This is a genomic window from Methylobacterium sp. Leaf104 (genome assembly GCF_001422885.1).
In the GTDB taxonomy this organism is placed as follows: domain Bacteria; phylum Pseudomonadota; class Alphaproteobacteria; order Rhizobiales; family Beijerinckiaceae; genus Methylobacterium.
Genome location: NZ_LMMZ01000003.1, coordinates 106,629 through 130,025, shown reverse-complemented (window position 1 = coordinate 130,025; position 23,397 = coordinate 106,629). Strand labels below are relative to the sequence as shown.

Annotated in this window: 23 protein-coding genes and 2 tRNA genes; 11 read left to right on the top strand and 14 right to left on the bottom strand. The window is 71.9% G+C overall.

Features of this window, described 5'->3' with window-relative positions:
* The 5 genes from ASF49_RS05450 (at position 1) to ASF49_RS05430 (ending at position 5,749) form a co-directional block, all read left to right on the top strand.
* Complete coding sequence (locus ASF49_RS05450; protein WP_056468976.1) at positions 1–969, top strand: ABC transporter ATP-binding protein; 969 nt, start codon at positions 1–3, stop codon at positions 967–969.
* The gene (locus ASF49_RS05445) at positions 966–2,159 is read left to right on the top strand and encodes an ABC transporter permease (RefSeq protein ID WP_056468975.1); all 1,194 of its coding nucleotides are present in this window, start codon (positions 966–968) and stop codon (positions 2,157–2,159) included. The genes ASF49_RS05450 and ASF49_RS05445 overlap by 4 nt, the downstream gene beginning before the upstream one ends.
* A 122-nt stretch (positions 2,160–2,281) precedes the next feature.
* Positions 2,282–3,808: a phytoene desaturase family protein gene (locus ASF49_RS05440; RefSeq protein ID WP_056468972.1), complete on the top strand. Its 1,527-nt coding sequence runs from the start codon at positions 2,282–2,284 to the stop codon at positions 3,806–3,808.
* Between the two features lie 10 nt (positions 3,809–3,818).
* Positions 3,819–4,619: a lysophospholipid acyltransferase family protein gene (locus ASF49_RS05435; protein ID WP_056468969.1), complete on the top strand. Its 801-nt coding sequence runs from the start codon at positions 3,819–3,821 to the stop codon at positions 4,617–4,619.
* A complete protein-coding gene (locus ASF49_RS05430) occupies positions 4,619–5,749 on the top strand; it encodes a glycosyltransferase (protein ID WP_056468967.1) in 1,131 nt (376 codons plus the stop codon). Before ASF49_RS05435 ends, ASF49_RS05430 begins: the two co-directional genes overlap by 1 nt.
* Here the strand turns inward: ASF49_RS05430 and cutA are convergent.
* Positions 5,728–6,060, bottom strand: coding sequence for a divalent-cation tolerance protein CutA (gene cutA / locus ASF49_RS05425; RefSeq protein ID WP_056468965.1), 333 nt, complete (start codon positions 6,058–6,060; stop codon positions 5,728–5,730). The genes ASF49_RS05430 and cutA overlap by 22 nt on opposite strands.
* Positions 6,061–6,196: 136 nt before the next feature.
* Between cutA and ASF49_RS05420 the strand changes: the two genes are divergently transcribed.
* Positions 6,197–6,967: an NAD kinase gene (locus ASF49_RS05420; RefSeq protein ID WP_056468962.1), complete on the top strand. Its 771-nt coding sequence runs from the start codon at positions 6,197–6,199 to the stop codon at positions 6,965–6,967.
* A 7-nt stretch (positions 6,968–6,974) separates the two neighbouring features.
* On the opposite strand, the gene ASF49_RS05415 is transcribed toward ASF49_RS05420, so the two are convergent.
* The 3 genes from ASF49_RS05415 to ASF49_RS05405 all read right to left on the bottom strand — a co-directional run bounded on the left by ASF49_RS05415 (position 6,975) and on the right by ASF49_RS05405 (position 10,238).
* Complete coding sequence (locus ASF49_RS05415; protein ID WP_056468960.1) at positions 6,975–8,624, bottom strand: DUF2336 domain-containing protein; 1,650 nt, start codon at positions 8,622–8,624, stop codon at positions 6,975–6,977.
* Entirely contained in the window at positions 8,621–9,718 is a 1,098-nt protein-coding gene (locus ASF49_RS05410) for a lytic transglycosylase (RefSeq protein ID WP_056468954.1), read from the bottom strand. Before ASF49_RS05410 ends, ASF49_RS05415 begins: the two co-directional genes overlap by 4 nt.
* Before the next feature lie 103 nt (positions 9,719–9,821).
* Complete coding sequence (locus ASF49_RS05405; RefSeq protein WP_056468951.1) at positions 9,822–10,238, bottom strand: rhodanese-like domain-containing protein; 417 nt, start codon at positions 10,236–10,238, stop codon at positions 9,822–9,824.
* Positions 10,239–10,324: 86 nt separating this feature from the next.
* Here ASF49_RS05405 and ftrA point away from each other — a divergent pair, with 86 nt between their 5' ends.
* Positions 10,325–11,347, top strand: a complete 1,023-nt coding sequence (gene ftrA / locus ASF49_RS05400; RefSeq protein ID WP_056468948.1) for a transcriptional regulator FtrA — start codon at positions 10,325–10,327, stop codon at positions 11,345–11,347.
* A 53-nt stretch (positions 11,348–11,400) separates the two neighbouring features.
* On the opposite strand, the gene ASF49_RS05395 is transcribed toward ftrA, so the two are convergent.
* The 4 genes from ASF49_RS05395 to ASF49_RS05380 form a co-directional block, all read right to left on the bottom strand.
* Positions 11,401–11,475 (bottom strand) — tRNA-Gly (locus tag ASF49_RS05395).
* A 110-nt stretch (positions 11,476–11,585) separates the two neighbouring features.
* A tRNA-Gly gene (locus ASF49_RS05390) sits at positions 11,586–11,660 on the bottom strand.
* 148 nt (positions 11,661–11,808) lie between these two features.
* Complete coding sequence (locus ASF49_RS05385; protein WP_056468945.1) at positions 11,809–12,285, bottom strand: NUDIX domain-containing protein; 477 nt, start codon at positions 12,283–12,285, stop codon at positions 11,809–11,811.
* A gap of 5 nt (positions 12,286–12,290) precedes the next feature.
* A complete protein-coding gene (locus ASF49_RS05380) occupies positions 12,291–12,989 on the bottom strand; it encodes a fumarylacetoacetate hydrolase family protein (RefSeq protein ID WP_056468942.1) in 699 nt (232 codons plus the stop codon).
* A gap of 147 nt (positions 12,990–13,136) precedes the next feature.
* On the opposite strand from ASF49_RS05380, the gene ASF49_RS05375 reads away from it, so the two are divergent.
* From ASF49_RS05375 to ASF49_RS05360, 4 genes are all read left to right on the top strand, one after another.
* Positions 13,137–14,618 carry an FAD-binding oxidoreductase gene (locus ASF49_RS05375; protein WP_243214404.1) on the top strand — a complete coding sequence of 494 codons (1,482 nt, stop codon included), beginning with the start codon at positions 13,137–13,139 and terminating at the stop codon, positions 14,616–14,618.
* Between the two features lie 234 nt (positions 14,619–14,852).
* Positions 14,853–15,146 (top strand): DUF2218 domain-containing protein, encoded by a 294-nt coding sequence (locus tag ASF49_RS05370; RefSeq protein ID WP_056468938.1) that lies wholly within the window; start codon positions 14,853–14,855, stop codon positions 15,144–15,146.
* Between the two features lie 108 nt (positions 15,147–15,254).
* A complete protein-coding gene (locus ASF49_RS05365; RefSeq protein ID WP_082510888.1) occupies positions 15,255–16,550 on the top strand; it encodes an aminopeptidase in 1,296 nt (431 codons plus the stop codon).
* Positions 16,551–16,930: 380 nt separating this feature from the next.
* Positions 16,931–17,806 carry an outer membrane protein gene (locus tag ASF49_RS05360; RefSeq protein WP_056469200.1) on the top strand — a complete coding sequence of 292 codons (876 nt, stop codon included), beginning with the start codon at positions 16,931–16,933 and terminating at the stop codon, positions 17,804–17,806.
* 115 nt (positions 17,807–17,921) lie between these two features.
* Here ASF49_RS05360 and ASF49_RS05355 read toward each other — a convergent pair whose 3' ends face one another.
* The 6 genes from ASF49_RS05355 to ASF49_RS05330 all read right to left on the bottom strand — a co-directional run bounded on the left by ASF49_RS05355 (position 17,922) and on the right by ASF49_RS05330 (position 23,379).
* Entirely contained in the window at positions 17,922–18,695 is a 774-nt protein-coding gene (locus ASF49_RS05355) for a DUF1223 domain-containing protein (protein WP_056468935.1), read from the bottom strand.
* Between the two features lie 4 nt (positions 18,696–18,699).
* Positions 18,700–19,728 (bottom strand): lipid A biosynthesis lauroyl acyltransferase, encoded by a 1,029-nt coding sequence (locus ASF49_RS05350; RefSeq protein WP_056468932.1) that lies wholly within the window; start codon positions 19,726–19,728, stop codon positions 18,700–18,702.
* A 92-nt stretch (positions 19,729–19,820) separates the two neighbouring features.
* Positions 19,821–20,843, bottom strand: a complete 1,023-nt coding sequence (locus ASF49_RS05345; RefSeq protein WP_056468929.1) for a zinc-binding dehydrogenase — start codon at positions 20,841–20,843, stop codon at positions 19,821–19,823.
* Between the two features lie 109 nt (positions 20,844–20,952).
* On the bottom strand, positions 20,953–21,231 hold the full coding sequence (locus tag ASF49_RS05340) for an SH3 domain-containing protein (protein ID WP_056468927.1): 279 nt from the start codon (positions 21,229–21,231) through the stop codon (positions 20,953–20,955).
* Between the two features lie 58 nt (positions 21,232–21,289).
* The gene (locus tag ASF49_RS05335) at positions 21,290–22,069 is read right to left on the bottom strand and encodes an SDR family NAD(P)-dependent oxidoreductase (RefSeq protein ID WP_056468925.1); all 780 of its coding nucleotides are present in this window, start codon (positions 22,067–22,069) and stop codon (positions 21,290–21,292) included.
* Positions 22,066–23,379: a beta-ketoacyl-ACP synthase gene (locus ASF49_RS05330; protein WP_056468924.1), complete on the bottom strand. Its 1,314-nt coding sequence runs from the start codon at positions 23,377–23,379 to the stop codon at positions 22,066–22,068. Before ASF49_RS05330 ends, ASF49_RS05335 begins: the two co-directional genes overlap by 4 nt.
* Positions 23,380–23,397 lie beyond the last annotated feature (18 nt).

Genomic DNA, 23,397 nt, shown 5'->3' with positions numbered 1-23,397 from the left:
GTGAGCGTCCGTTCCGAGCCGCTCCTGCGGGTGGCCGGCGCCGCCCTCGCCTATCGGGGCACCCGCGTGCTGGAGGGCGTGGACCTCGCCCTCGGCGCCGGCGAGACCCTCGCGCTCCTCGGCCCCAATGGCGCCGGCAAGACCTCGCTGATGCGCCTCGTGGCCGGCCGGCTCGCCCCGAAGGCCGGGAGCGTCCGCGTGGCCGGCGACGATCCCCACCGGACTCCATCGGCGCGCCGGGCGATCGGCTGGGTGCCGCAGGAGATCGCACTCTATCCCCGCCTGTCGGTCGCCGAGAACCTGTCGGTCTTCGCCCAGCTCGCCGGCATCGCCCGACGCGAGCGCGCCGAGGCGGTGGCGACGGGCCTCGCGCTCTGCGCCCTCGCCGAGGTCGCCCGGCGCCCGGTCGGTCAGCTCTCGGGCGGCTATCAGCGCCGCGTCAACATCGCCGCCAGCCTGATGGCACGGCCTCGCCTCGTCCTCCTCGACGAGCCCACGCAGGGGGTCGACCTCCACGCCCGCGCGGCGATCCACGCGGTGCTCGGGCGCCTGCGCGAGGCGGGCACCGCGCTCCTCGTCGCCACCCACGACTTTGCCGAGGCCGAGCGCCTGGCCGACCGGGTCGCGATCCTGGTCCGGGGCCGGATCGTCACCGACGGCCGCCTGTCCGACCTCCTGGCCCGCATCCGCGCCGATGCGCCCGAGCACGAGGCGGTCCTCGTCGCGCCCGCCGATGCGGCGGCGGAGACGGTCCTGCGTCGGGCGGGCTTCGTTCCCGTCGATACCGGCTCGACCTGGCGGGCGCGCCGCCTCAGCGGCACGTTCCGCGACGGCGCGAACCTGCTCGGCGGCCTTCGGGACGCGGGCGTGCCCATCGCCGAGATCCGCATCCGCGCCCCCGGGCTGGAGGCGGTCTATCGCGAGGCGCTGGCAGGCGACGGGGCCGGTGTTCAGGAGAGCGCCGCATGATCTCCGCCGCCTTCCGCGTGATGCTGCTCGGCCTGATGCGCGATCGCGCCGCCCTGGTCATGGCCTTCGTGCTGCCCACCGTGATCTTCACGATCTTCGCCGCGATCTTCTCGGGGGCGCTGGGCGACCGCATCCGCATCCATGCCGGCCTCCTCGATCTGGCCCGGACGGCGACGACGCAGCGCCTGATGCAGGCCCTGGAGGCGGATCCGTCCCTGCGCGTCGGGCGGCTCTCCGCCGCCGACCTCGACGGCGCCGTCGCGGCGGTGCGCCGCGGCGAGGTCGATGTGGCCCTGGTGCTGCGCGGCGACCTCGATGCCGGCTCGACCCGTGCCGACCAGCCCGTGGTGCTGATCGAGAACCCCGCCAAGGCCCTGGCCACCCCGATCGCTCTCGGACAACTCCAGCGCGTCCTCAACGAGGCCCTGCCCGACGTGGTCCTGGCCCGGATCGTCGCCGACGTGGAGCGCTCGGGCAAGATCGGCCCGGACGAGCGCGCCTTCCTCAACTCCGCCTTCGCCGAACAGCGCGCCCGCAAGGAGCCCTTCGCCTTCGCGTCCCTGGTGGAGCGGCGCAGCACCGCCTCGGGCGCCACGAACGACCGTGTCAGCTACTATGCGGGGGCGATCACGGCGGTGTTCCTGCTCTTCGCCGCCATGCAGGGCGCCCTGTCCCTCGTCGACGAGCGCCAGTCCGGCCTCGCCGACCGGCTGATGGCGGGCCCCGGCGGGCTCAGTGTGGTGGTGCTCGGCAAGTTCCTGTTCTTGGTGGGCCAGGGCCTCGTCCAGGCCGGGCTGATCTTCACCGCCGCCGCCATCCTGCACGGGGTCGACATCCTGCCTCACGCGGGCGCTTGGCTGGTGACCTCCCTCCTGGTCTCGGCCATGGCGGCCGGCCTCGCGCTGGCCGCCTGCGCGGCCTCCGCGACCCGTCAGCAGGCGCACCTGGCGGCGACCTTCGGCGTCCTGCTCCTCTCGGCGGTGGGCGGCAGCATGGTGCCCCGCTTCCTGATGCCGCCCTGGCTGCAGGAGGCCGGTTGGCTCACCCCCAATGCCTGGGCCATCGAGGCCTACCAGAACGCCCTCAGCGAGGGCTGGGCCGCCGCCCTGCCCGCCTGGGGCGTGATGGCCGCCGTGACGGTGGTGGGCTTGGGGATGGCGCTGGGGCTGGTGTCGCGGCGAACGATCTAGGATGGTGCGGGCGAAGGCGGCGTCTCCGCGCCGCGACCGGTTAGCGCGTTGACCGCGCGGCCATCCGGTCTAGCTTCATGCAGGGTAAGGGCTTTCGGACCGGCCCGGGGAGTGACACGAACATGCGGGCTGGGTCTTCGGTCGCCGTCGTCGGCGCAGGGTTGGGCGGCCTGGCGGCTGCCTGCGTGAGCGCCGCGCGCGGCCACAACGTCACGCTCTACGACAAGAACGATTGGCTCGGCGGCAAGGCCGCAGTCCTGCACGAGGGCGGCTTCCGGTTCGACATGGGGCCGACCATCCTCACGGTGCCGAAGGTGCTGGAGCGCATCTTCCAGGAGGCCGGGCGCAACATCCACGACTACCTGGACCTGCGCCGTCTCGATCCGCAATGGCGCTGCTTCTTCGACGACGACACCCAGCTCGACCTGATGGCCGATGTGCCGACCATGGCCGCCGACATGGAGCGCTTCGCCCCCGGCATCGGCGCCGGCGAGGGCTACAAGAAGTTCCTCGAGATCTCCGAGCACCTGCACGACGTCTCGAACAAGTTCTTCTTCTGGAAGCCGGTCGAGGACCTGTTCGACACGATCAACATCCGCGCCAACATGAATCCCGGCACCCTGCGGGACGTGCTGTCCCTGCGCATGGGCTCGTCGGTTGCTGGCACCATCCGGTCGAAGGTGAAGGATGCGCGTCTCGCGCAGATGCTCGACCACTTCGTGCAGTATGTGGGTTCCTCGCCCTACGGCGCCCCGGCCGTGCTCTGCGCTATCGCGCACATGCAGACCGCCGAGGGGGTCTGGTATCCGATGGGCGGAACCCGCGCGGTGGCCGAGGCCCTGACCAAGCTGGCTTCCGAACTCGGCGCCACCCTGCGGCCCGGCGACGAGGTCTCCGGCCTCGCCATCGAGCAGGGCGTGGTCAAGGGCGTGCGGACCGCGTCCGGCGTCACCCCGTTCGACGCCGTGATCTCGAACATGGATTCGGTGCGCACCTATCGGGAACTCGTGGGCGGCGACGTCGGCAAGTCCTACGAGAAGAAGAGCTTCGAGCCGGCCTGCTCCGGCGTGGTGCTCTATCTCGGGCTGAACAAGCGCTACGAGCACCTGAACCACCACGACTTCGTCTTCTCCCGCGACCCGGAAGAGGAGTTCGACTACATCTACCACAAAGGCGAGCCGGCCCCGGACCCGACCGCCTACCTCGCGGCGCCCTCCTCCACCGACCCATCGGTGGCGCCCGAGGGCGGCGAGGCGCTCTACGTCCTCGTCCACACGCCCTATCTCCGCCCGCACCACGACTGGTCGAAGATGTTCCCGGCCTACCGGCAGGTCATCCTCGACAAGCTCAAACGCACCGCCAACATGCCGGACCTCGAGGAGCGCATCGTCGTCGAGCGCCACCTCACACCACAGGACATCCACGAGCGTTACAAGGTGCTCAACGGCGCGATCTACGGCCTCGCCTCGCACGGCAAGTTCATGGGCGCGTTCAAGCCGGGCAATCGCTCGCGGCAGGTGCGCGGCCTCTACCTCGCCGGCGGCGCGGCCCATCCGGGCCCGGGCATGCCGATGGTGATGATGTCGGGCTGGATCGCGGCGGATGCCCTCGACACCGATGCCCGGGGCGAGGAGCGCGCCAGCGCCTGAGGGCCGTCCCATGTCCCGCGAGGACGGCCCCGCCCGGTCGCCCGCCCTGTGGCGGTTCATGGTCGGGTATTTCGACCGCTACGTGCGACGCCACCTCAACGCCCTGCGGCTCGCCCGCTGGGGCGTGCCGGCCTGCGCCGACCATCCCGGCCCGGTCGTGGTCTACTGCAACCATCCGGCTTGGTGGGACGCCGCCGTGGTCATCCTGCTCGCCGGGCGGCTGTTTCCCCGCCGCGAGAGCTACGCACCGTTCGACGCGCGGATGCTGGAGAAATACGCGGTCTTCGCCCGGATGGGTGCCTTCGCGGTAGACCTCGAATCGGCCCGCGGCGCGGCTCAGTTCCTGAAGGCGACGCGGCGAATCCTGGCGGCGCCGAACCGGATGATCTGGATCACCGCGCAGGGGCGCTTCCAGGACGTCCGTGCCCGGCCGCTCGGCCTGCGCGCCGGCGTCGGCCGCCTGCCCGAGATCGCCCCCGACGCGCTGTTCGTGCCGCTGGCCCTCGAATACGCCTTCTGGGAAGAGCGCGGCGGCGAGGCCTTCGCGGCCTTCGGCACGCCCGTGACTGGGGCCGCCCTCCTCGCCCTGCCCCGGCCGGAGCGGCTCGCCCGGATGGAGGCGGAGCTGACCGCGACCCTCGACGCCTTGAGCGCCGACGTGGTCTCGCGCGAGGCGGGGCGCTTCACGCCGCTCGCGTCCGGTGCCAAGGGGATCGGCGGGATCTACGATCTCTGGCGGCGTCTCGGCGCGGTCCTCGCGGGGCGGCGCTTCGAGCCGGCCCACCGCCAGAAGGGAGATCCGGTTCCGTGATGCTCGGTCTCGCGATCCTGGCCCTGGCCTGCGCGGCGCTGCCCGCCCTCGTCGCCTGGGTGAACCTCTCGATCCTGCGCACGCCGGAGCCGGACCTCGATGTCCGGGCCCGGGTCTCGGTGCTGATCCCGGCCCGCAACGAGGCCGCGGTGATCGCCGCGACGGTGCGGGCGGCCCTCGGCAGCGCCGGGGTCACCCTCGAGGTTCTCGTCGGCGACGACCATTCCACCGATGATACCGCCGCCATCGTCTCCGCCATCGCCGACGAGGATCCGCGCCTGCGCCTCGTTCCCATCCCGCCCCTGCCCGAGGGCTGGACGGGGAAGAACCACGCCTGCGCGCGCCTGGCCGAGGCCGCGACCGGGACACATCTCCTGTTCGTCGATGCGGATGTGAGCCTCGCACCGGCGGCGGCGGCCTCCCTCGCCGCCCATGCGCGACGGACCGGGAGCGCTCTGGTCAGCGGCGTGCCGCGCCAGAACATGGGCTCGCTGGGCGAGCGCCTGACGGTGCCGATGATCAACTTCCTCCTCCTCGGCTACCTGCCGATGGCGATGATGCGGGCGTCCCTGCGCCCCAGCCTCGGGGCCGCCTGCGGCCAGCTCGTCCTCGTCGGGCGCGAGGCCTATGCGGCGATCGGTGGCCACGGCGCCGTGCGCGGCAGCCTGCACGACGGCGTCGTGCTGCCGCGCCGCTTCCGCCAGGCCGGCTACCGGACCGATCTCGTCGCCGGGCACGCCCTGGCGACCTGCCGGATGTACCGCGGCTTCGACCAGAGCTGGGCCGGCTTCTCGAAGAACGCCCACGAGGGCATGGCGACGCCGCGGGCCCTGCCGGTCTGGACCCTGCTGCTGGCCGGCGGACACGTGCTCCCGTGGCTCCTCCTGCTGGCGGGTCTCTTCGGTCTCGGTTCCGGCCATGCCGTGTTCCTGGCCTTCGCGGCCGCCCTCGCCTCCCTGGCGACCCGGGCCGCGATCACGCTCGTCACCCGCGAGCCCCTGGGGACGATTCTCCTACATCCGGCGACGGTCCTCGTCGCCCTGGCGATCCAGTGGAACGCCCTCCTCCGGCGCAAGGGCAGCGGCACGCCCCTGTGGAAGGGTCGGAGCTACCCGATCGGTGGCCCTTGAGTCTCTGCCGCGATCCAGGCCGCGGTGTCGGGGTCGGCCCCCGCCACGGGCAGGTGCAGGATGATCGGCGTCTCGTAGGGGTGGCGGGCCTTCAGGGCTTCGCTCAGGGATTCCGCCAGGCCCTCCCGGCTCTTCAGGATCGCGACGACCTCGGATCCGTGCTCCACCGCGCCCTTCCAGGCGTAGACGGAGAGCATCCCCGGCAGGACGTTGACGCAGGCGGCGAGGCGCAGCCGCACCAGCGCCTCTCCGACTTTCAGGGCGGTGCCGGCATCCGGGAAGGTGGTGTAGACGAGAAGCGGCCGCTCCATGCTATGGGTCTCCGACCAGGGCTCTGCCGTTCCACCGGCGGGAACGGGCCGGCGGGAACGCCGGCAGGACTGGAATCGGGACGCTGGAGCGAATGCTCCGCGTCGGCAAGGTGGTCGGCAAGGCGGATGTGAGCCCATGGCCCGGCGTTTCGAACGGCTCGCCTTCGTCGCGAGTCCCACGGAGGACGCCCGCCAGGCGGCCGCGACCCTGATGCGCCGCTACGACCACGTGCCGCCCGACGAGGCGGACGTGGTGGTGGCGCTGGGCGGCGACGGGCTGATGCTCCAGACCTTGCACCGCTTCATGCATGCCGGGAAGCCGATCTACGGCATGAATCGCGGCACCGTCGGCTTCCTCATGAACGAGTTCCGCGAGGACGGTCTGATCGAGCGCCTGGAGAGCACCAAGCGCAGCATCATCCACCCGCTGATGATGGAAGCCGTGGACACCGAGGGGCGCCGGCATCAGGCCCGTGCCCTGAACGAGGTCTACATGTTGCGCCAGACGCACCAGACCGCCAAGCTGCGGATCTCGGTCGACGGCCATGTCCGCCTGCCGGAGCTCATCGCGGACGGCGTGCTCGCGGCGACCCCGGCCGGGTCCACCGCCTACAACCTGTCGGTGGGCGGTCCGATCCTGCCCCTCAACGCCCGGCTCCTGGCCCTGACGCCGATCTCGGCCTTTCGGCCCCGGCGCTGGCACGGGGCCCTGCTGCCGGATTATGCCCGCATCCTCATCGAGGTGCTCGACGCCGCGCACCGGCCAGTGGCGGCGGTCGCCGACCACACCGAGTTCCGGCGGGTCTGCACGGTGGAGACCTGGCTCGACCATGCTACCAACCTGACCCTGCTGCACGACCCCGGCCACAGCCTCGACGAGCGTATCCTGCGCGAGCAGTTCGGCTGATCGCCGGTCAGGCGGCGAGCCGCGCCCGGTCCTCGCGGTAGCTCGCGATCAGCGCCTCGGGGATCGCATCGAGCACGACCTCCGTGGCGAGCGCGCGGTTGCGCGCGCGGCTGCCCTCGAACTCGGCGAGCAGCGCGTCGGAGAGACCGTCGAGGATCAGGCCCACCGGATCGGTGCGGGTCGCCTCGGCCTCGGCCGGTGCCTCGGCCGGAACGGCGGCCAGACTTTCGGCGACCGCGACGGCGTCCGCTTCCACCGGCGCCTCCGGAACCGACAGGTCCGTCACCGTCGGCAGATGTTCCGTCGTCGGCAGGTCTTCCGGAGCGGAGACGGCCGCCACGGTCGGGTTCTCGTCCGCAATCTCGTCGGCCTTCTCGGCGCCGCCATCGGGGGCCGCTCGGTCCGGCGCGGTCTCCACCGCCTGCGGTACGTCCCAGTCCGCGAGGACCTGACGCTGAGCCTCTCGCCACTCGCCGTCGAGGATCTCGCGCTCGATCCGCAGGATCTCGCTCCGCTCGGCCTCGGCGGCCATTTCGCGGGCGAGCACTCGCGCCTCGTCCCGGGCGGCCTCCGCCTCGAAGCGGGACAGGAGCGCCATGACGCTCTGCGCCTCGGCGAAGGGCATCGTCTCACAAGCGGTCAGCGCCCGCTCGATCATCAGGCGCGACAGGCCCGCCCCGGCGCTGGTGATGGCGCCCTGCCCGGCCTCGCGCCAGGCCGAGAGCGCCGCGCTGAAGGCCGGCAGCAGCACCGGTGGCAGGCCGGCCTTGCGGTGGAGGGCCGCGAAGGCGCCGCTCGAGGCATCGTGCATCAGCCCGGCCACCCGTCGGACCGGGAGACCGGCGAGGTCGGCGAGCGCCGTCTCGGCGAAGGCCATGTTGCCGGAAAGGATCGCCCGCAGCAGCAGGCCGGCATTGAGCTGGCCGTCGGCCTTGAGGTGGGCGACGAGCCGGGCGAGGTCGACGGGATGGGCCTCGGCGCAGAAGGCCAGGGTCGTGCGCTCCTGCGCCTCGCGGCTGGCGCGCGCGCTGCGGGCCGGCGTGAGCCAGCCGGACGACACCGCGAAGGCGGAGAGCGATTCGGCGAGGCGCGTGGTCACGCTCTGGCGCACCTCGAGGGGCAGGTAGGGCCGGGCCAGGACCGCCTCCCGCAGGGCGGCGACGTCGCCGTGGCGTTCCACCATCCGCATCAGGCTGCCGGTGGTGATGTGTGCGTTGCGGTTGCGGGCCAGCACGACCAGAGCCTCGGCCTCGGCGATCTCGGCCAGCGCCCCGGCGACGGCCGGGGACAGGTCGATCCGGCTCGCGATGGCGCGGCGGGCGGCGGCGCACCCGATGGCGACGCCGTCGACGAGGTCGGCATCGCTCAGGACCGGCGAGCGGGCCAGCACCAGGGTGGCGATCTCGGCCTGATCGCCCGCCAACGCCACGATCAGGGGGCGCGGAGCGTTCGCGCAGGCCGCACAGGCTTCGGCCAGGGCCCGGCGCACCAGGCTGGAGGGATCGTCGAGGAGGGCGAGGAGCGCGGCCTCCGCCTCCCATGCCACGTCCTCGCCGAGGCCGCCGTAGAGATAGGCGCGGGCCAGGGAACCCGCGGCCTCCGCCCGTCGCGCCGCGGAGGTGTGCTGCGTCCAGGCGAGGAATTGGCGGATGATCATGAGCCGCTCCGGATCGTGAAGAGGGACAGGTCGAGGGGAGCGCCGGCGCGGGCCGGCTGGACGGAGGGGCCGAATTCCGCCGGACGGCGCGGCGGCAGGGGCGCTCCGACGAGGGCCGCCGTGGCGGCGGGTGCGACGGTGGCGGCGACCGTTGGGGCAGCGAGGGACGCGGTCGTGCCTTCGGTGCCGTCCGAGCGCGGAAAATAGGTCGGTGCGGCGCGCGCGGGCTCCGGCCGGCTCGCCTCCTGTCCGGCGCCGCGACCCTGCCAGAGGCGTGCGACCCCGGCCGAGACGCCGCCCTGCTGCCGCGGGTCGGTCTGGAACATCGAGCGCAGGCCGCCCTCGTTGAGGGAGGCGTAGGCGGTGGTCCCTTCGGGCAGCGCGATCGTGGCGGCGGGCGTGCTCGGCGCGGTGCCCGCGCGGGCCGTGGCGAGGTGGGCGTAGAGTTCGGCCGCGCCGCGCGGACGCCCGGTCCGGTCGTAGAACAGGCCGCGATTGGCGGCGGCCGCTTCCGGCATGTCGAGGGCGGCGGCCCGGGCGGGGCTCGCCTGTGCCGTGGCGATGAGGGCGGCGGCCCCGCGCGCGCCGAGGACGTGGGCGGCGTAGAGGTCGCCGCCGGTGGGTTCGCGCCCGAGGGCCGTGGTCAGGGCCTCGCGGTTCCGCTCGGTGAGGGCGCCCGCCATGGTGGCGGCGATGCGGGGATCGCGGCGCAGGTCGAGAATGGTCTGCTTGGCCGCCGGATCGCTCACCGTATAGGTGCCGTCGGCCCCCTTGGTGATCGCGTCCGCGTAGGTCCCGAGGCCGAGCCGGGGCCCGGCGGTCTTCATGGTGCCGAGCCAGGTCTGCTCGATGAATTGGAACAGCCCGGTGGCCGAGGAGGTCGCGGCCTTGGCGGAGGGATCGAGCGAGGATTCCCGCTGCGCCGTGGCCAGGAGATAGTCGAAGCCCGCGCCGGAGGTCTGCGCCCCGTCGCGGATCGCTTCGACGACCCCGCCCTGTGCACCCGCGCGCCCGGCCGCGCCGTCGCGTGTACCCAGGTCCCGGCTGGCACCGGTATCGCGGGCATTGGCGGGAGGCGTGGTGAACAGGAACATGGCCGTCCGGCTGGGGGCGGACCCAGGCGCCGCCCCGACGGCAACTTTGTTCTCCCTATGGTAAAGGAAGGTTGAAGAGCCGACCGTCCTGTGCTGCCCGATTTCAGGATTCACCCATCGGCGAAAGGTCTTCGGAAAAGGTCAGGCCCTCGTCGGCCCAGCCCGTGAGCCCGCCGAGCATGAGCTTGACCGGTCTGCCGAGCTCGGCGAGCCGCAAGGCCGCCCGGTCGGCCCCGTTGCAATGCGGTCCGGCGCAGTAGACCACGAACAGCGTGTCCGTGGGCCAGGCGGCGAGCCGCTCGGCGGTGATCAGGCGGTGCGGCAGGTGTACGGCGCCCGGGATGTGACGGCGCCGGAACGCCGCCTCCGACCCGACCGCGTGCAGCAGCACGAAGTCGGGCGGACCGGACGCCAGGGCGGATGCCACGTCGGCACAGTCGGTCTCCAGCGCAAGGCGACGCCGGAAGTGGTCGCGCGCGACGGCGGGCGGGGAGGCGGGGATGGCGGTCACGGCACTCATCGTCGGTCTCCGTCTCGGGGTCGGACAGACCTAGCAGCGGGCGCGGGACTTGGCGGTGACCCGGATTGCCAGTTAGCGTCGCGATCATGCCAAAGCCGCAGGCTCGCCTCTCCCCCGCCGACCGTCTCGTGGTGGTGCTGGCCTACGACGGTCTCTGCACCTTCGAGTTCGGCGTCGCCGTGGAGATCTTCGGGCTGGCGCGGCCCGAAATGGGACCGGACTGGTACCGCTTCGCCGTGGCCGCGGTCGATCCCGGTCCGATGCGGGCCGAGGGCGGGGTGCGCCTCCTCGCCGATGGCGGCCTCGATCTCCTGGATCGGGCCGGCACCATCGTGGTGCCGGGCTGGCGCGGCGCGGAGATGCCGGTGCCCGAGCCCCTCTGCGCCGCCTTGCGCCGGGCCGGCGCCCGCGGAGCGCGCATCCTGTCGATCTGCTCCGGCGTCTTCGTCCTCGCCGCGACGGGTCTCCTGGAGGGGCGCCGCGCCACCACCCATTGGCGCCATGCCGCGGCGCTGGCGGCGCGCCATCCCGGCATCCGCTTCACCCCCGGCGTGCTCTACGTGGACGAGGGTGCGATCTTGACCTCCGCCGGCTCGGCCGCCGGGATCGACCTCTGCCTGCACCCCGTGCGCCGCGATTTCGGGCCGGCCGCCGCCAACGCCGTCGCCCGGCGCCTCGTCGTCCCGCCGCACCGCGACGGCAGCCAAGCCCAGGTCGTCGCGGGGGCGGTCCCGGCGCTCCACGAGGCGGCGCGGATCGGCCCGCTGCTCGACGCGATGCGGGCGGAGCCGGCCCGTGACTGGCCGGTCGCCCACCTCGCCGACCGCGCCGGCATGAGCGCGCGGACGCTGCTGCGCCGCTTCTTCGCCGCCACCGGCACGACGCCGGCCCGCTGGCTCCTCGACCTGCGGCTCGCCCGCGCCCGGGACCTGCTGGATCAGGCGGACGAGTCTCTCCAGGCCATCGCCGAGGCGGCGGGCTTCGCCACGGCCGCGAGCCTGCGTCGGCACTTCCGCCGCCGCTTCGCGGTGACCCCCGCGGCCTACCGGGCCGGCCGTCTCGCGGATTTCGGAACGCCTTGCACGGCCGCCGACAACCCACGGCTCTGAAACGCAAAAACGCCCCGAAGGGCGCTGGGTCGGTTGGTCGTGGTTGGGAAATTTGGAGCGGGCGAAGGGATTCGAACCCTCGACCCCAACCTTGGCAAGGTTGTGCTCTACCCCTGAGCTACACCCGCTCACACCCGTCATGGCCGAGGGAACCCTCGCGCCGGGACGGTTCGTCGTCTCAACGAAGCAAAAAGCCGCCTCTCAGCGGCTGTCGCTCCGGTCGTCTCGTTCGGTAAATTGGAGCGGGCGAAGGGATTCGAACCCTCGACCCCAACCTTGGCAAGGTTGTGCTCTACCCCTGAGCTACACCCGCTCACAACCGCGCCGCTGATGGGAAAGGACCCGCCGGCGGTCCCGGACGGCGTCTCTAAACACCATTCCGCCGGGCGTTGCAAGCGCTGAATCCAAGCGCGGAAGACCGGGACCGTTTGCCGGCGTCATGCCGGCGTCATGCCGGCTGCTCACGGCTGCCACTGCGCGGGCGGGGCCAGGCCCTCGCGGATCTCGCGCAGGCGAGCCCGGGTGGCGGCGGTGGTTTCGGCCGGCAGCGCATCCAGGGGGAAGAAGCCGCAGGCCGCGATCTCGCGGTCGGGGCGCTTCGGGGCCAGCACCGAGAAGCCGGCGGCCACGTAGAGGGCGACGTGGTCGCGGCCGACCGCCGAGAGGTTGTGGTAGAATCCGTGCAGCCGCATCGGACGGCCGGGATCGACCACGATCTCGGCCTCCTCGCGGAACTCCCGGACCATCGCCGTCACCGCGCTCTCGCCCGCCTCGATGCCGCCCCCCGGCAGGTGCCAGCCCGGCACGTAGGTGTGGCGCACGAGGCAGACCCGCCCCTCCCCGTCGATGGCGACACCCCGAACGCCCAGCGTCATGCCGCGCGTGGCCAGGGCGCCGTAGTGGATCAGGCGCCGCATCCAGGGCTTCTGGAGGAGCATGCGGCTCAGACGACGCGCAGGCGGATGGCGCCAAGTCCGTCGATGGCGGCCGTCATCGTCTCCCCGCGCCGGACCCCGCCGACGCCCGAGGGCGTGCCGGTGAAGATGAGGTCGCCCGGATGCAGCTCGAAATAGGTCGACAGGAGCGCGACCTGCTCGGGGATCGACCAGATCATCTCGGAGAGATCGCCGCGCTGCCGCTCGGCCGCATCCACCGCCAGGGTGATGGCGCCCCGCACCGGATGGCCGATGGCCGAGGCCGGATGGAGCGGCCCGATCGGCGCCGAGGCGTCGGCGGACTTGGCGAGGTCCCAGGGCCGCGCCAGGCGCTTGGCCTCGTCCTGCACGTCGCGCCGGGTCATGTCGAGGCCGACGGCGTAGCCGTAGACGTGGTCCAGGGCGGAGGCCTCGGGGATGTCGCGGCCGCCCAGCCCGAGAGCCGCCACCAGCTCGACCTCGAAATGGTAGTTCTCGGTGCGCGGTGGATAGGGATGGTCGAGCGCCGCGTCGCCGGTCACGATCTGCAGGGTGTCGGCGGGCTTCATGAAGAAGAACGGCGGCTCGCGGTCGGGATCCTTGCCCATCTCGCGGGCGTGCGCGGCGTAGTTGCGGCCGACGCAGTAGACCCGCCGGACCGGGAAGAAATCGTCGCTGCCGACGATCGGCAAGGCGGTGCGGGGCGGGTTCGGGATCACGGACAGCATGGGTCTCTCCAACCTCGTCTCTCGGCCGATGCGGCGCGGCGCCCCGTCGCTCGCCCTGCACAGGACGCCGCGCCATCCCTATCATAGGCGTGAGGCCCGGCCGCGCCATCCCGCCGCCGCCCGCGGCCTGCCGTTGCGAGACCCGTGGTGACCGACCCTTCCCGCCTGCTGGCGCAACTCGCCGCGCATCTCGGCGCCGACCACGTCCTGACGGACCCGGCCGACCTCGCGCCCTACCTCGCCGAGACCCGCGGCCTGCAGCGCGGCCATGCCCTGGCGGTGGTGCGGCCCGCAGACACGGAGGCGGTCGCCTTCGTGGTGCGCGCCTGCGCCGAGGCGGGGGTGCCCGTGGTGGCCCAGGGTGGGAATACCGGCCATGTCGGGGGCGGCCTGCCGCAGGGGGGCATCGTCCTTTCCCTGGCGCGGCTGAACCGGCTGCGCGCGCTCGATCCCGTCAATGCCAGCATCACCGTTGAGGCCGGAATGGTGCTGGCCGACGTGCAGGCGGCCGCTTCGGCCGCCGGGATGCTGTTTCCGCTCTCGCTGGCCTCGGAAGGATCGTGCCGGATCGGCGGCAATCTCTCCACCAACGCGGGCGGCACGGCGGTGCTCGCCTACGGCAATGCCCGCGACCTAGTCCTCGGCCTCGAGGTGGTGCTGGCCGACGGCCGGATCTGGAACGGGCTGAAGGGACTGCGCAAGGACAATGCCGGCTACGACCTCAAGCACCTATTCCTCGGCTCGGAAGGAACGCTCGGCCTGATCACGGCGGCGGTGCTGAAGCTCTACCCCCGGCCGATCTCGCGATCCGTGGCCTTCGTCGGACTCACCTCGGCGGAGGCCGCCCTCGCCCTGTTCCGAAGCCTGCGGGCCGAGGCCGGCCCGGCCCTGACCGCCTTCGAGTACATCGCGCCCTTCGGCCTGGAGATCGTCCTGCGCCACCGGGCCGGGGCGCGCCGGCCGCTGGCCGGGTCGCACGCGGCCTACGCCCTGGTGGAGCTCTCGACCCACCGACCCGGCGAGGATGCCGGCGCGTTGATGGAGGTGCTCCTCGCCCGGGCCCAGGACCAGGGGCTTCTCGACGCCGCCGCCCTGGCGGCGAGCGAAGCGCAGGCGAACGCCTTCTGGGACCTGCGCGAGAGCCTGTCGGAGGTGCAGAAGGCCGAAGGCGCCTCGATCAAGCACGACGTCTCGGTGCCGCTTTCCCGCCTGCCCGCGTTCCTCGCGCGGGCGACGCAGGCCTGCGAGGCGGAGATGCCCGGGCTGCGCGTCTGCGCCTTCGGCCATTTCGGCGACGGCAACATCCACTTCAACCTGAGCCAGCCCCCGGGCATGGACCCCGCCGCCTTCCTGGCCGCCTGGGAGCGCTTCAACCGGATCGTCCACGACATCGTCGCGGCGCTCGATGGCTCGATCGCGGCCGAGCACGGCGTCGGCCTGCGCAAGCGCGCGGAACTGGCGCGCTACGCCGACCCCGTCGCCCTCGACCTGATGCGCAGCCTCAAGGCCGCCCTCGACCCGGGCAACATCCTGAACCCCGGCAAGGTCCTTTCGGATGAGGCTCCGCGGGTGGAGGTCGCGCCCGGGCCGGTGTCGTCCGGCTTTTTGGAAGGCTCAACAAAATTTTAGCCGGAACCGCATGTGGATCGCATGGATTGATGTTGTGCGGCGCACAAAGCCTTGCCAGATTGTGGACGGCAATGCGCCATAAATCGGCGCCGCTGCGGGCGGAAGAGGTTGCGAGACCACGACGGACGGTTGGTTGCAGTGCGGTCGGTTAGCCTGGTCTTAACCCTTCCGGCCTCTCTTAAAGAGAGAGCAGATCATACGTCGCGATCGAAGACCGAGCAGGAGACACGTTCGATGCCGACTTCCCAGGCGAGAGTCCCGACGGCCGAGGCAAGCCGCTACCTCAAGCAGCTCTGCCGCCATTGGAGCCACAAGTTCCCGGTGGAAGCCACCGAGGATGCTGGCCGCGTGCCCTTCGGCGAGGACCGGGTCTGCACCTTCGAGGCCGGTCCCGACGCCCTTCTGATGCGGGTCGCGACCCCCGATCCGGCTGCCCTGACGCGGCTGGAGAACGTGGTTTCCGACCATCTCCTGCGCTTCGCTTTCCGCGAGAACCTCGGCGAGATCACCTGGTCCCGCGCCGCCTGACCCGCCGCCACGGCCGACCCGTCCGGCCCGCGCCCACCGAGGGTTGACCTGCCGTCCCGAGACCTGATCTTGAGCGCACGTCGCTGAAGGCAGCATCGGGAGACAGGCATGGACGGGATCGCGCAGACAACCGCAGGGTCCACACCGACCGGGGATGCGCATCCGCTGGGATCTCAGCATGCCGAGCGCCTGCAGCGCCTGGCCGAGGTCGCCGTGAAGGTCGGCCTGGGCCTCCAGCCCGGCCAGGAACTCGTGATCACCGCCCCGCTCGAGACGGTGCCGCTGGCCCGGCTGATCACCGAACAGGCCTACAAGGCCGGCGCTTCCCTGGTGACCACCTTCTACGCGGACGACGCCGCGACCCTGGCGCGGTTCGCCTACGCCCCCGACGCGGCCTTCGACACCGCCCCCGGCTGGCTCTACAGCGGCATGGCCGAGGCCTACCGCAACGGCGCGGCCCGCCTCGCCATCGCGGGCGACGATCCCTCCCTCCTCGCCGGCCAGGATTCGGCCAAGGTGGCCCGTGCCAACCGGGCCCGGTCCAAGGCCTACGTGCCGGCCCTCGAACTCATCGCGAACTTCTCCACCAACTGGACGATCGTCTCGGCGGCGACGGCACCCTGGGCGCGCACGGTGTTCCCGGATCTGCCGGAGGCCGAGGCGGTGTCACGCCTGTGGGATGCGATCTTCGCGGCCTCGCGAGTCGACGGCCCCGATCCGGTGGCGGCCTGGGAGGCGCACAACGCCGCCCTGCATGCCCGGATGACGGCGCTCAACACCCATCGCTTCGCGGCCCTGCGCTTCTTCGGGCCCGGCACCGATCTCACGGTGGGCCTCGCCGACGACCACGAATGGTGCGGCGGCGCCTCGGCCTCGCGCAGCGGCATCGTCTGCAACGCCAACATCCCCACCGAGGAGGTGTTCACCACCCCCCACAAGGACCGGGTGGACGGCACCGTCACCAGCACCAAGCCGCTCTCCTACCAGGGCACCCTGATCGACGGCATCAAGGTGCGCTTCGAGGGGGGGCGCATCGTCGAGGCCACCGCCCGCACCGGCGGCGACGTGCTCGCCAAGGTGCTGGAGACCGACGAGGGCGCGCGCCGCCTCGGGGAGGTCGCCCTGGTGCCGGCCTCCTCGGCGATCTCCGCCTCGGGCCTCCTGTTCTACAACACCCTCTACGACGAGAACGCCGCGAGCCACATCGCCCTGGGTCAGGCCTACAGCAAGTGCTTCCGCAACGGCGGCGTGGACTTCAGCGAGGACGACCTCGCGGCGCGCGGGGCCAACCGCAGCCTGATCCACATCGACTGGATGATCGGATCGGACCGGATCGACGTCGACGGTCTCTCCGCCGAGGGCCGGGCGGTCCCGGTGATGCGGGCCGGCGAATGGGTCGCCTGAGCCGGCCCCAACGGCCCGATCGGGTCTGACTTCGCTCGGCGTGCGTCCGCCCATCGTGTGCGGGCGCACGCCGATCTTAGTTGTCGGATTGACGTGGGCAAATTTCCCACGCATAGTCGGGCCGTGGTCGCACCGGCCACGGACTTGCAGCCGCCCCGACGGGCCGATGCTCCGAACCCGCTTCCGAGTCCCGCATTCTGGGGACCGTTCGATCACCGCGCTCCGCGTTTGCCGGCGCACGCACGCGGCGATCGAATCGGCCTATCCCGATGCCGTCCGGTCGCCTGCATGTGCCGTCCGGGACGGACGACCTGCGTCGGCCGGCGGATCGGACCCATCGTCCGGGCTCGCGATCTCCCGTGGGAGACAACGAGGATCTCATGACCAAGACCCTACTTCTGGCCGGCCCGATGGCCGCGCTGCTCGCCGGATCGGCTTCCGCCGCCGACCTTCCGCGCCGCGTGGCGCCGCCCGTCTTCACGGCGGTCCCGGTCTTCACCTGGACCGGTTTCTACGCGGGTCTGAACGCCGGCTACGGCTTCGATGCCAATAGCAGCAGCGGCGCCACCGTCATCGGCACCACGGCCGCTTCCGGCATCATCGCCAACGGCGCCGCGCCGGGCCTCGTCGCCTTCAGCAACCGCAACGCCAACGACGGCTTCACCGGCGGTGGCCAGATCGGCTACAACTATCAATTCACCCCGGGATCCGGCTTCGTCGTCGGCGTCGAGGCGGATGCGCAGTATCTCGGCTTCGGCACCAATCGGAACACGGCGTCCTTCGTCGGCACGCCCAATGCCGACCTCACCTTCGTCAACCCGAACGGCCTGTCGAACCTCGATTACTTCGGCACCGTGCGCGGCCGCCTCGGCTACGCCTTCGATCGCACCCTGGTCTACGGCACCGGCGGCTTCGCCTATGGCGGCGGGGGCGGCTCCAGCTTCGGCCTACCCAACAGCACCAGCGACACGTTCCGCACCGGCTGGGCCGCCGGCGGCGGCATCGAGTACGCCCTGCCCACGGACTCGTTCCTGAACTTCTTCAAGTCCTCCGCGGTGACCGTGAAGGTCGAGGGACTCTATGTCAGCCTCGACCGCAACAGCACCAACGGCGTGTTCGCCTACTCGAACTCCACCGGAGCCCAGTACAGCGTCTCCGGCACGGGTTATGCAGCCGCGACGGGGTACACCAGCCGGCGCTCCGACGACTTCGCCGTTGTCCGCGCCGGACTCAACTACAAGTTCGGCACGTACTGATCCGTCGGCCGAACCCGCCTTTGGCCTGAGCATCCCCAGCCCGATCAGACTGGCCGCTCAGTCAAACGGAGCCCCGGGAGCGATCCCGGGGCTCTGCGGCACCGGACGGAGAGCCTCAGAAGCCCGGCCCCTTCGCGGCGCCGAGGATGCGGGTGGGGCGTCCCTCGCTGCCGCCCTGCAGGACGACCACGTAGGAATCGGCGTCGGCGACCTGGGCCGCGTGCCGCGGCACCTCGAAATGGGATGCATGTCCCGTCCAAGGACCGATCCGGTGCATCCCCCGCACGACGTTGATGTAATCGAAGACCTGGCCCTTGTTCTCGCCACCGCCGATGGCGATCCGGCGGCGGCGCATCACCGGCAGCAGCCAGAGCTCGGCCTTGGCGTCCGCCACGGAGCTCGCGGCGACGTCGATGCAGATCCGGTCGCCCTCCTCCCAGCTCCGGACCGGGACCTGGACCGGGCTGCCCGCCCGGGCGCGACGCAGGGCCCGCTCCAGGGAGTTGCGGTCCGAGCGGATCATCGAGGGCTCGCCGTTGACGATGGCCTGCGGCGTGAAGACCTGCCGCTCGCCGCGCAGGGACGCGTAAGCCCGCTGCCGCGCCGTGAAGGCGGGCTGGGCGTAGACATCTTTCCAGCCGAGATAGTCCCAGTAGGTGATCGGGAACGTCAGGGCGATGATCCCGGGCTCGCGGGCGAACTCGGCGAGTACCCGCGATGCCGGCTGACAGGAGGCGCAGCCCTGGCTGGTGTAGAGCTCGATCACCACCGGGGTACGCTCACCGGCCCGGACCCGGGTCGCACCCGCCGCCAGGACGCCGCCCGCGAGGAGCAGGGCAAGGCACAGGCCGGCGGTCCGGCGCGGGAGGGGCGTGGCGACGCGGCTCATGGGTTCAGGATACCGCCGCCCGGCCATTCCCGGCCATCACGGTCGCTCGATTCTCGCCCGACCCTGCCGCGTCCGGCCCCGGCGTCTCTGTCGGTTTCGGCTTCGGCAGCATCGCGGGACGCCAGCGCCGGTGCATCCAGAGCCATTGTCCGGGATTCTCGCGGATCCATCCCTCGATCACCCGCGTCATCGCCTGCATCGCGCCCTGGACGTCGATGGCGCCGGAGGCATCGCGCGGCAGGTCGAGCGGTGGGGTCAGTTCGAGGTGAAAGCCCGATCCGTCGCGCCGGACCACCCGCGCGCCGTGGACGGGGCATTCGTAGTGGCGCGCGAGCTTGCCGAGCAGCGGGTTGACCAGGACGGGCTTGCCGAAGAACTCCACCACGACGCCGCGGGTGAAGTGCTGGTCGATGAGCTGGCCGAGATGGCCGCCGCGCTCGACCACGCCCTGCATGGCGAAGACCGCGCCCTGCCCCGCCGCCGCTAGGCCGCCCATGGTCTGGCGCCGGACCTCCTGCACCAGGCGGGCGGAGGCCGCATCGTTGGGGGGACGGAAGATCGCGGTGGCGTCGAGACCGAAGCGGGCCGCGCAGATCGCCGGCAATTCCCAGTTCGCCAGGTGGGCCGAGAAGATCAGGCCGGGCTTGCCGTCATCGCGCAGGTCGGCAAAGTGGCTCTCGCCCGCGACCGTGATGCGCCGGCTGGCCGTGAGGTCGGCCGGGTCGATGTCGATCAGGGTATGGAGATGGGCGTATTCCGCGCCGGTACGTCCGAGATTGTCCCAAGCCTCTAGGGCAAGGGCGCGGATCGCGGCCTCGTCGCGCTCCGGAAAGGCGGCGCGCAGATTCGCCATCGCGGTGCGGTGGGCGGGCAGGAACGGGCCGATCGTCCGGACGATCCGGCCGCCGAGCCGGCTCGCGCGCTCGGTCCCGAGGCTTCGCGCCAGCCAGAACAGGCCGCGGATCAGGGGAATCATCGCGAGCCCGGCGAGGCGTGGCAGGTTGCGCTTCAGGACGAGGGCGAGGCGAAGCAAAACGAATCCCGTGACGCGGGACGTTCCGGCGACGACCCTGGTTCCTGGCATAATTCATTTTTACGCGGGTGGGCACCCGTGTGCGCTGCAACTCAGAGCGTCACGAGGATCTTGCCGAACACCTTCCGCGATTCCAGCCGCTCGAGCCCCTGCGCGAAATCGGCGAGCGGCAGGACCGTGTCGATCACCGGCGTGATGCCCTGGGCCATCTTGCCCATCGCGTCGCGGATGTTGGCCATCGAGCAGCCGAACGAGCCGGTGATGCGGTACTGCTGCTGGAACAGCTGCATCAGGTTCATGGTGGTCGAGACGCCCGAGGTGGAGCCGCAGGTGACGAGGCGCCCGCCGCGCTTCAGGCAGAGGAGCGAGCCGTTCCAGGTGTCGGGTCCGACATGCTCGAACACCACGTCGACGCCCTTGCGCTTCGTCAGCCGCCGGACCTCGCCCTCGAAGCGCTCCTCGCGGTAGTTGATGACGTGGTCGGCGCCGAGCGCCTTGGCTTTCTCGCCCTTGGCGTCGTCGCCCACCGTGGTGAACACGGTGCAGCCGATGGCCTTGGCCATCTTGATCGCGGCGGTGCCGATGCCGGAGCCGCCGGCATGGACGAGGATGCTCTCGCCCGGCTCCAGGCGGGCATTGTCGAACAGCATGTGCTGCACGGTGCCGAAGGCCACCGGGGCGCAGGCCGCATCGGTGAAGCTGACGCCGTCCGGCATCTTGATGACGAGGCGCGCCGGCATGGTCACCCGCTCGCGGGCGAAGCCGTCGATGTGGAAGCCCATCACCCCGGAGACGTCCTCGCAGAGGTTGTCGCGGCCCTCCCGGCAGGCCTTGCACCGGCCGCAGGTCTGGGCGCCGTACATCGCCACCCGGTCGCCCTCGGCCAAACCTTCGACTCCCTCGCCGACGCAGACGATCTCGCCCGAGGCCTCGGCCCCGACCGCGAGCGGCAGCTTGCGCTTGGCGAAGGCCATGCCGCGGAAGCCCCACACGTCGATGAAATTGAGGCCGACCGCGCGCACGCGGATCTGGACCTCGCCGGGGCCGGGTGCGTCGGGTTCCGCGACGTCCTCGAGGCGCAGGTCGCGGTCACCGTGGAGCTGGAGGGATTGCATGGGGCTCGCTTCTGTTCGCGGGGCGCCGCGGATGCCCCCGCGAGGGCCGGGCGTTCATGCGCCTCTCGCTAGCCTTCGCGGGACGAGGCATCAACCCGTGGGGGCGGCGTCACTCCGGCGACAGGTAACGCCGTCGGGCCCAGCCGAGGATGGGGCCGGCCTTGACCCGGCACCAGGTCAGCCCGCTCGGGGTCTCGGCGGTGCAGCCGAAGCCGCGCAGGCGGGCGCCCACCGGGGCCTGCCCGAGGGCGGGCGCGGCGGCGTCGGGCGTCTCGCGGATGCTCAGGGTCTCGCCCCGCGGAAGGCCGTCGACGCGGAACGTCTCGGCCGCAGCGGTCGGGCCGGCGGCGAGGATCACGAGGGCCAGCGCGGCGGAGACCGGGAGCATGGGGCGCGGGGACATCGAGCGCGGGGACGTCAAGCGCAGGGACATGGCAGGCTCGCCCTCAGGAGCGGTGGACGCCCATCATCGCGGTGAGGCCGCCGTCGACGGGCAAAACCGCGCCGGTGATGTAGGCTGCGCCCTCGCCCATCAGGAAGGCCGCGAGGGCGGCGACGTCCTCCGGCCTGGCGAAGCGGCCGGCGGGGATCTGGCGCTCCATGGTGGTGCGGTAGGCGGCGTAGGGAGCCATCATCTCGGTGTCGATGAAGCCCGGCGCGATCACGTTGACGGTGACGCCGCGCTTGGCCGACTCGACCGCGAGGGTGCGGCAATAGGCGATCAGGGCGCCCTTGGTGGCGGCGTAGGCCGCATTGCCGGGATTGGCCTGGAGGGCGGCCACCGATCCGATGGCGACGATGCGCCCCGAGCGCGCCCGGATCATGCCGCGGACCAGGGACTTCGCTAGGCGAGTGAGCGACCAGAAGTTCACCTGCATGGCCGCCTCGGCCCGGTCCTGGTCCAGCATCGCCGCCAGGGCGTCGTAGGACTGGCCGGCATTGTGGACGAAGCCATGGAAGCCGTCGCCGGCCTCGAACTCCTCGCAGAACGCCTCGACGGCGGCGCGATCGGAGAGATCGAGGGCCTGGGCCGTGATCGCGCGGTCGGGATGCGCGGCCGACAGCTCCGCGACCAGCCGCTCTGCCGCCTCGGCGGAGGAGCGGTAGGTGAAGGCCACGTCGTGGCCGGCGGCGGCGAGCGTCCGCACGATCGCCGCGCCGAGGCCGGAGGTGCCGCCGGTGACGAGGACGCGGCGGTTGGGCTCCGCGTTGCTGTCCGTCGTCATGCCGGCTCGTCCGCCAGAACGAGGCAGGTGTTCTGGCCGCCGAAGCCGAACGAGTTCGACAGCACCCGCCGCACCGGCACGTCGCGGGCCTGCGCCACGATGTCGAGGGGGATGGCGGGATCGGGCACCGCGTAGTTGATGGTCGGCGGGATACGGCCATGCGCGATGGTGAGGAGCGAGATCACCGCCTCGACCGCACCGGCGGCCGTCAGCGTGTGCCCGATCATCGACTTGTTGGACGAGACCGGCAGGGCGCGGATGCGGTCGCCGAACACGGCGGCGCAGCTCATCGCCTCCATCTTGTCGTTCTCCGGGGTCGAGGTGCCATGGGCGTTCACGGTGTCGATGGCATCGGGAGCGGTGTCGGCGTCCTCCAGGGCGGCGCGGATGGCCGCGATGCCGGGAGCGCCGTCGGGGCTCGACCGGGTGCGGTGGAAGCCGTCGCCCTTCTCGCCGCACCCGAGCACGTAGCCGAGGATCTTCGCGCCGCGGGCGCGCGCCGCCGCGGCGTCCTCGAGCACGAGAGCGCCCGCGCCCTCGCCCATGACGAAGCCGTCGCGGTTCTTCGAGAAGGGCTTCGAGGCGGCCTCCGGCGGGTCGTTCTGCGTGGAGAGGGCCGAGAGCAGCGAGAAACGGATCAGGGATTCCGGATTCACCGAGCCGTCGGTGCCGATGCAGAGGGCGGCGGTGACCTCGCCGCGCCGGATGGCCTCGACACCGAGCTGGATCGCGGTGGCGCCGGACGAGCAGGCGGTGGAGAGCGAGATCGGCGAGCCCTTGGTGCCGAAGCGGTCGGCGATGTGATCGGCCACCGTCCCGAAGATGAACAGGTCGTGCCAGGAGTCGAAGCGCCGGCTCGCGGCGGCGCGCTGCAGGTCGGTGTAGGTGATCGGACCGTTCTGGCCGGAGGCCTCGGCCAGGGCCTGGCGCTGCGGCCACTCGATCTCCACCGGGGGCACGGCGATGAACAGGGCGCCGGGAAAGTCGCCGGGGCGGCCGATGCCCGATTGCGCGATCGCCTCGTCGGCGGCGGCCTCGGCGAAGCGCTGCGACAGGGCCGGCGCCACGAGCGGGTCGGTGTCGAGGAAATCGACGGTGCCGGCGATGCGGGTGCGCAGGCCCTCCGTGGGGAAGCGCCGGATGGCGTGAATGCCGGACCGGCCCGCCGTCAGCGCAGTCCAGTTGTCGGCCTGTCCCTGCCCCAGCGAAGTGACGATGCCGAGGCCGGTGACCGCCACCAGCGGCCGGCCCTTCGCGTCCCGGACGTTGTCGTCCCGGACCTTGGCGTCACGGAGAGGTTCGTTCGTCATCGCGCCGTCTTACACTCT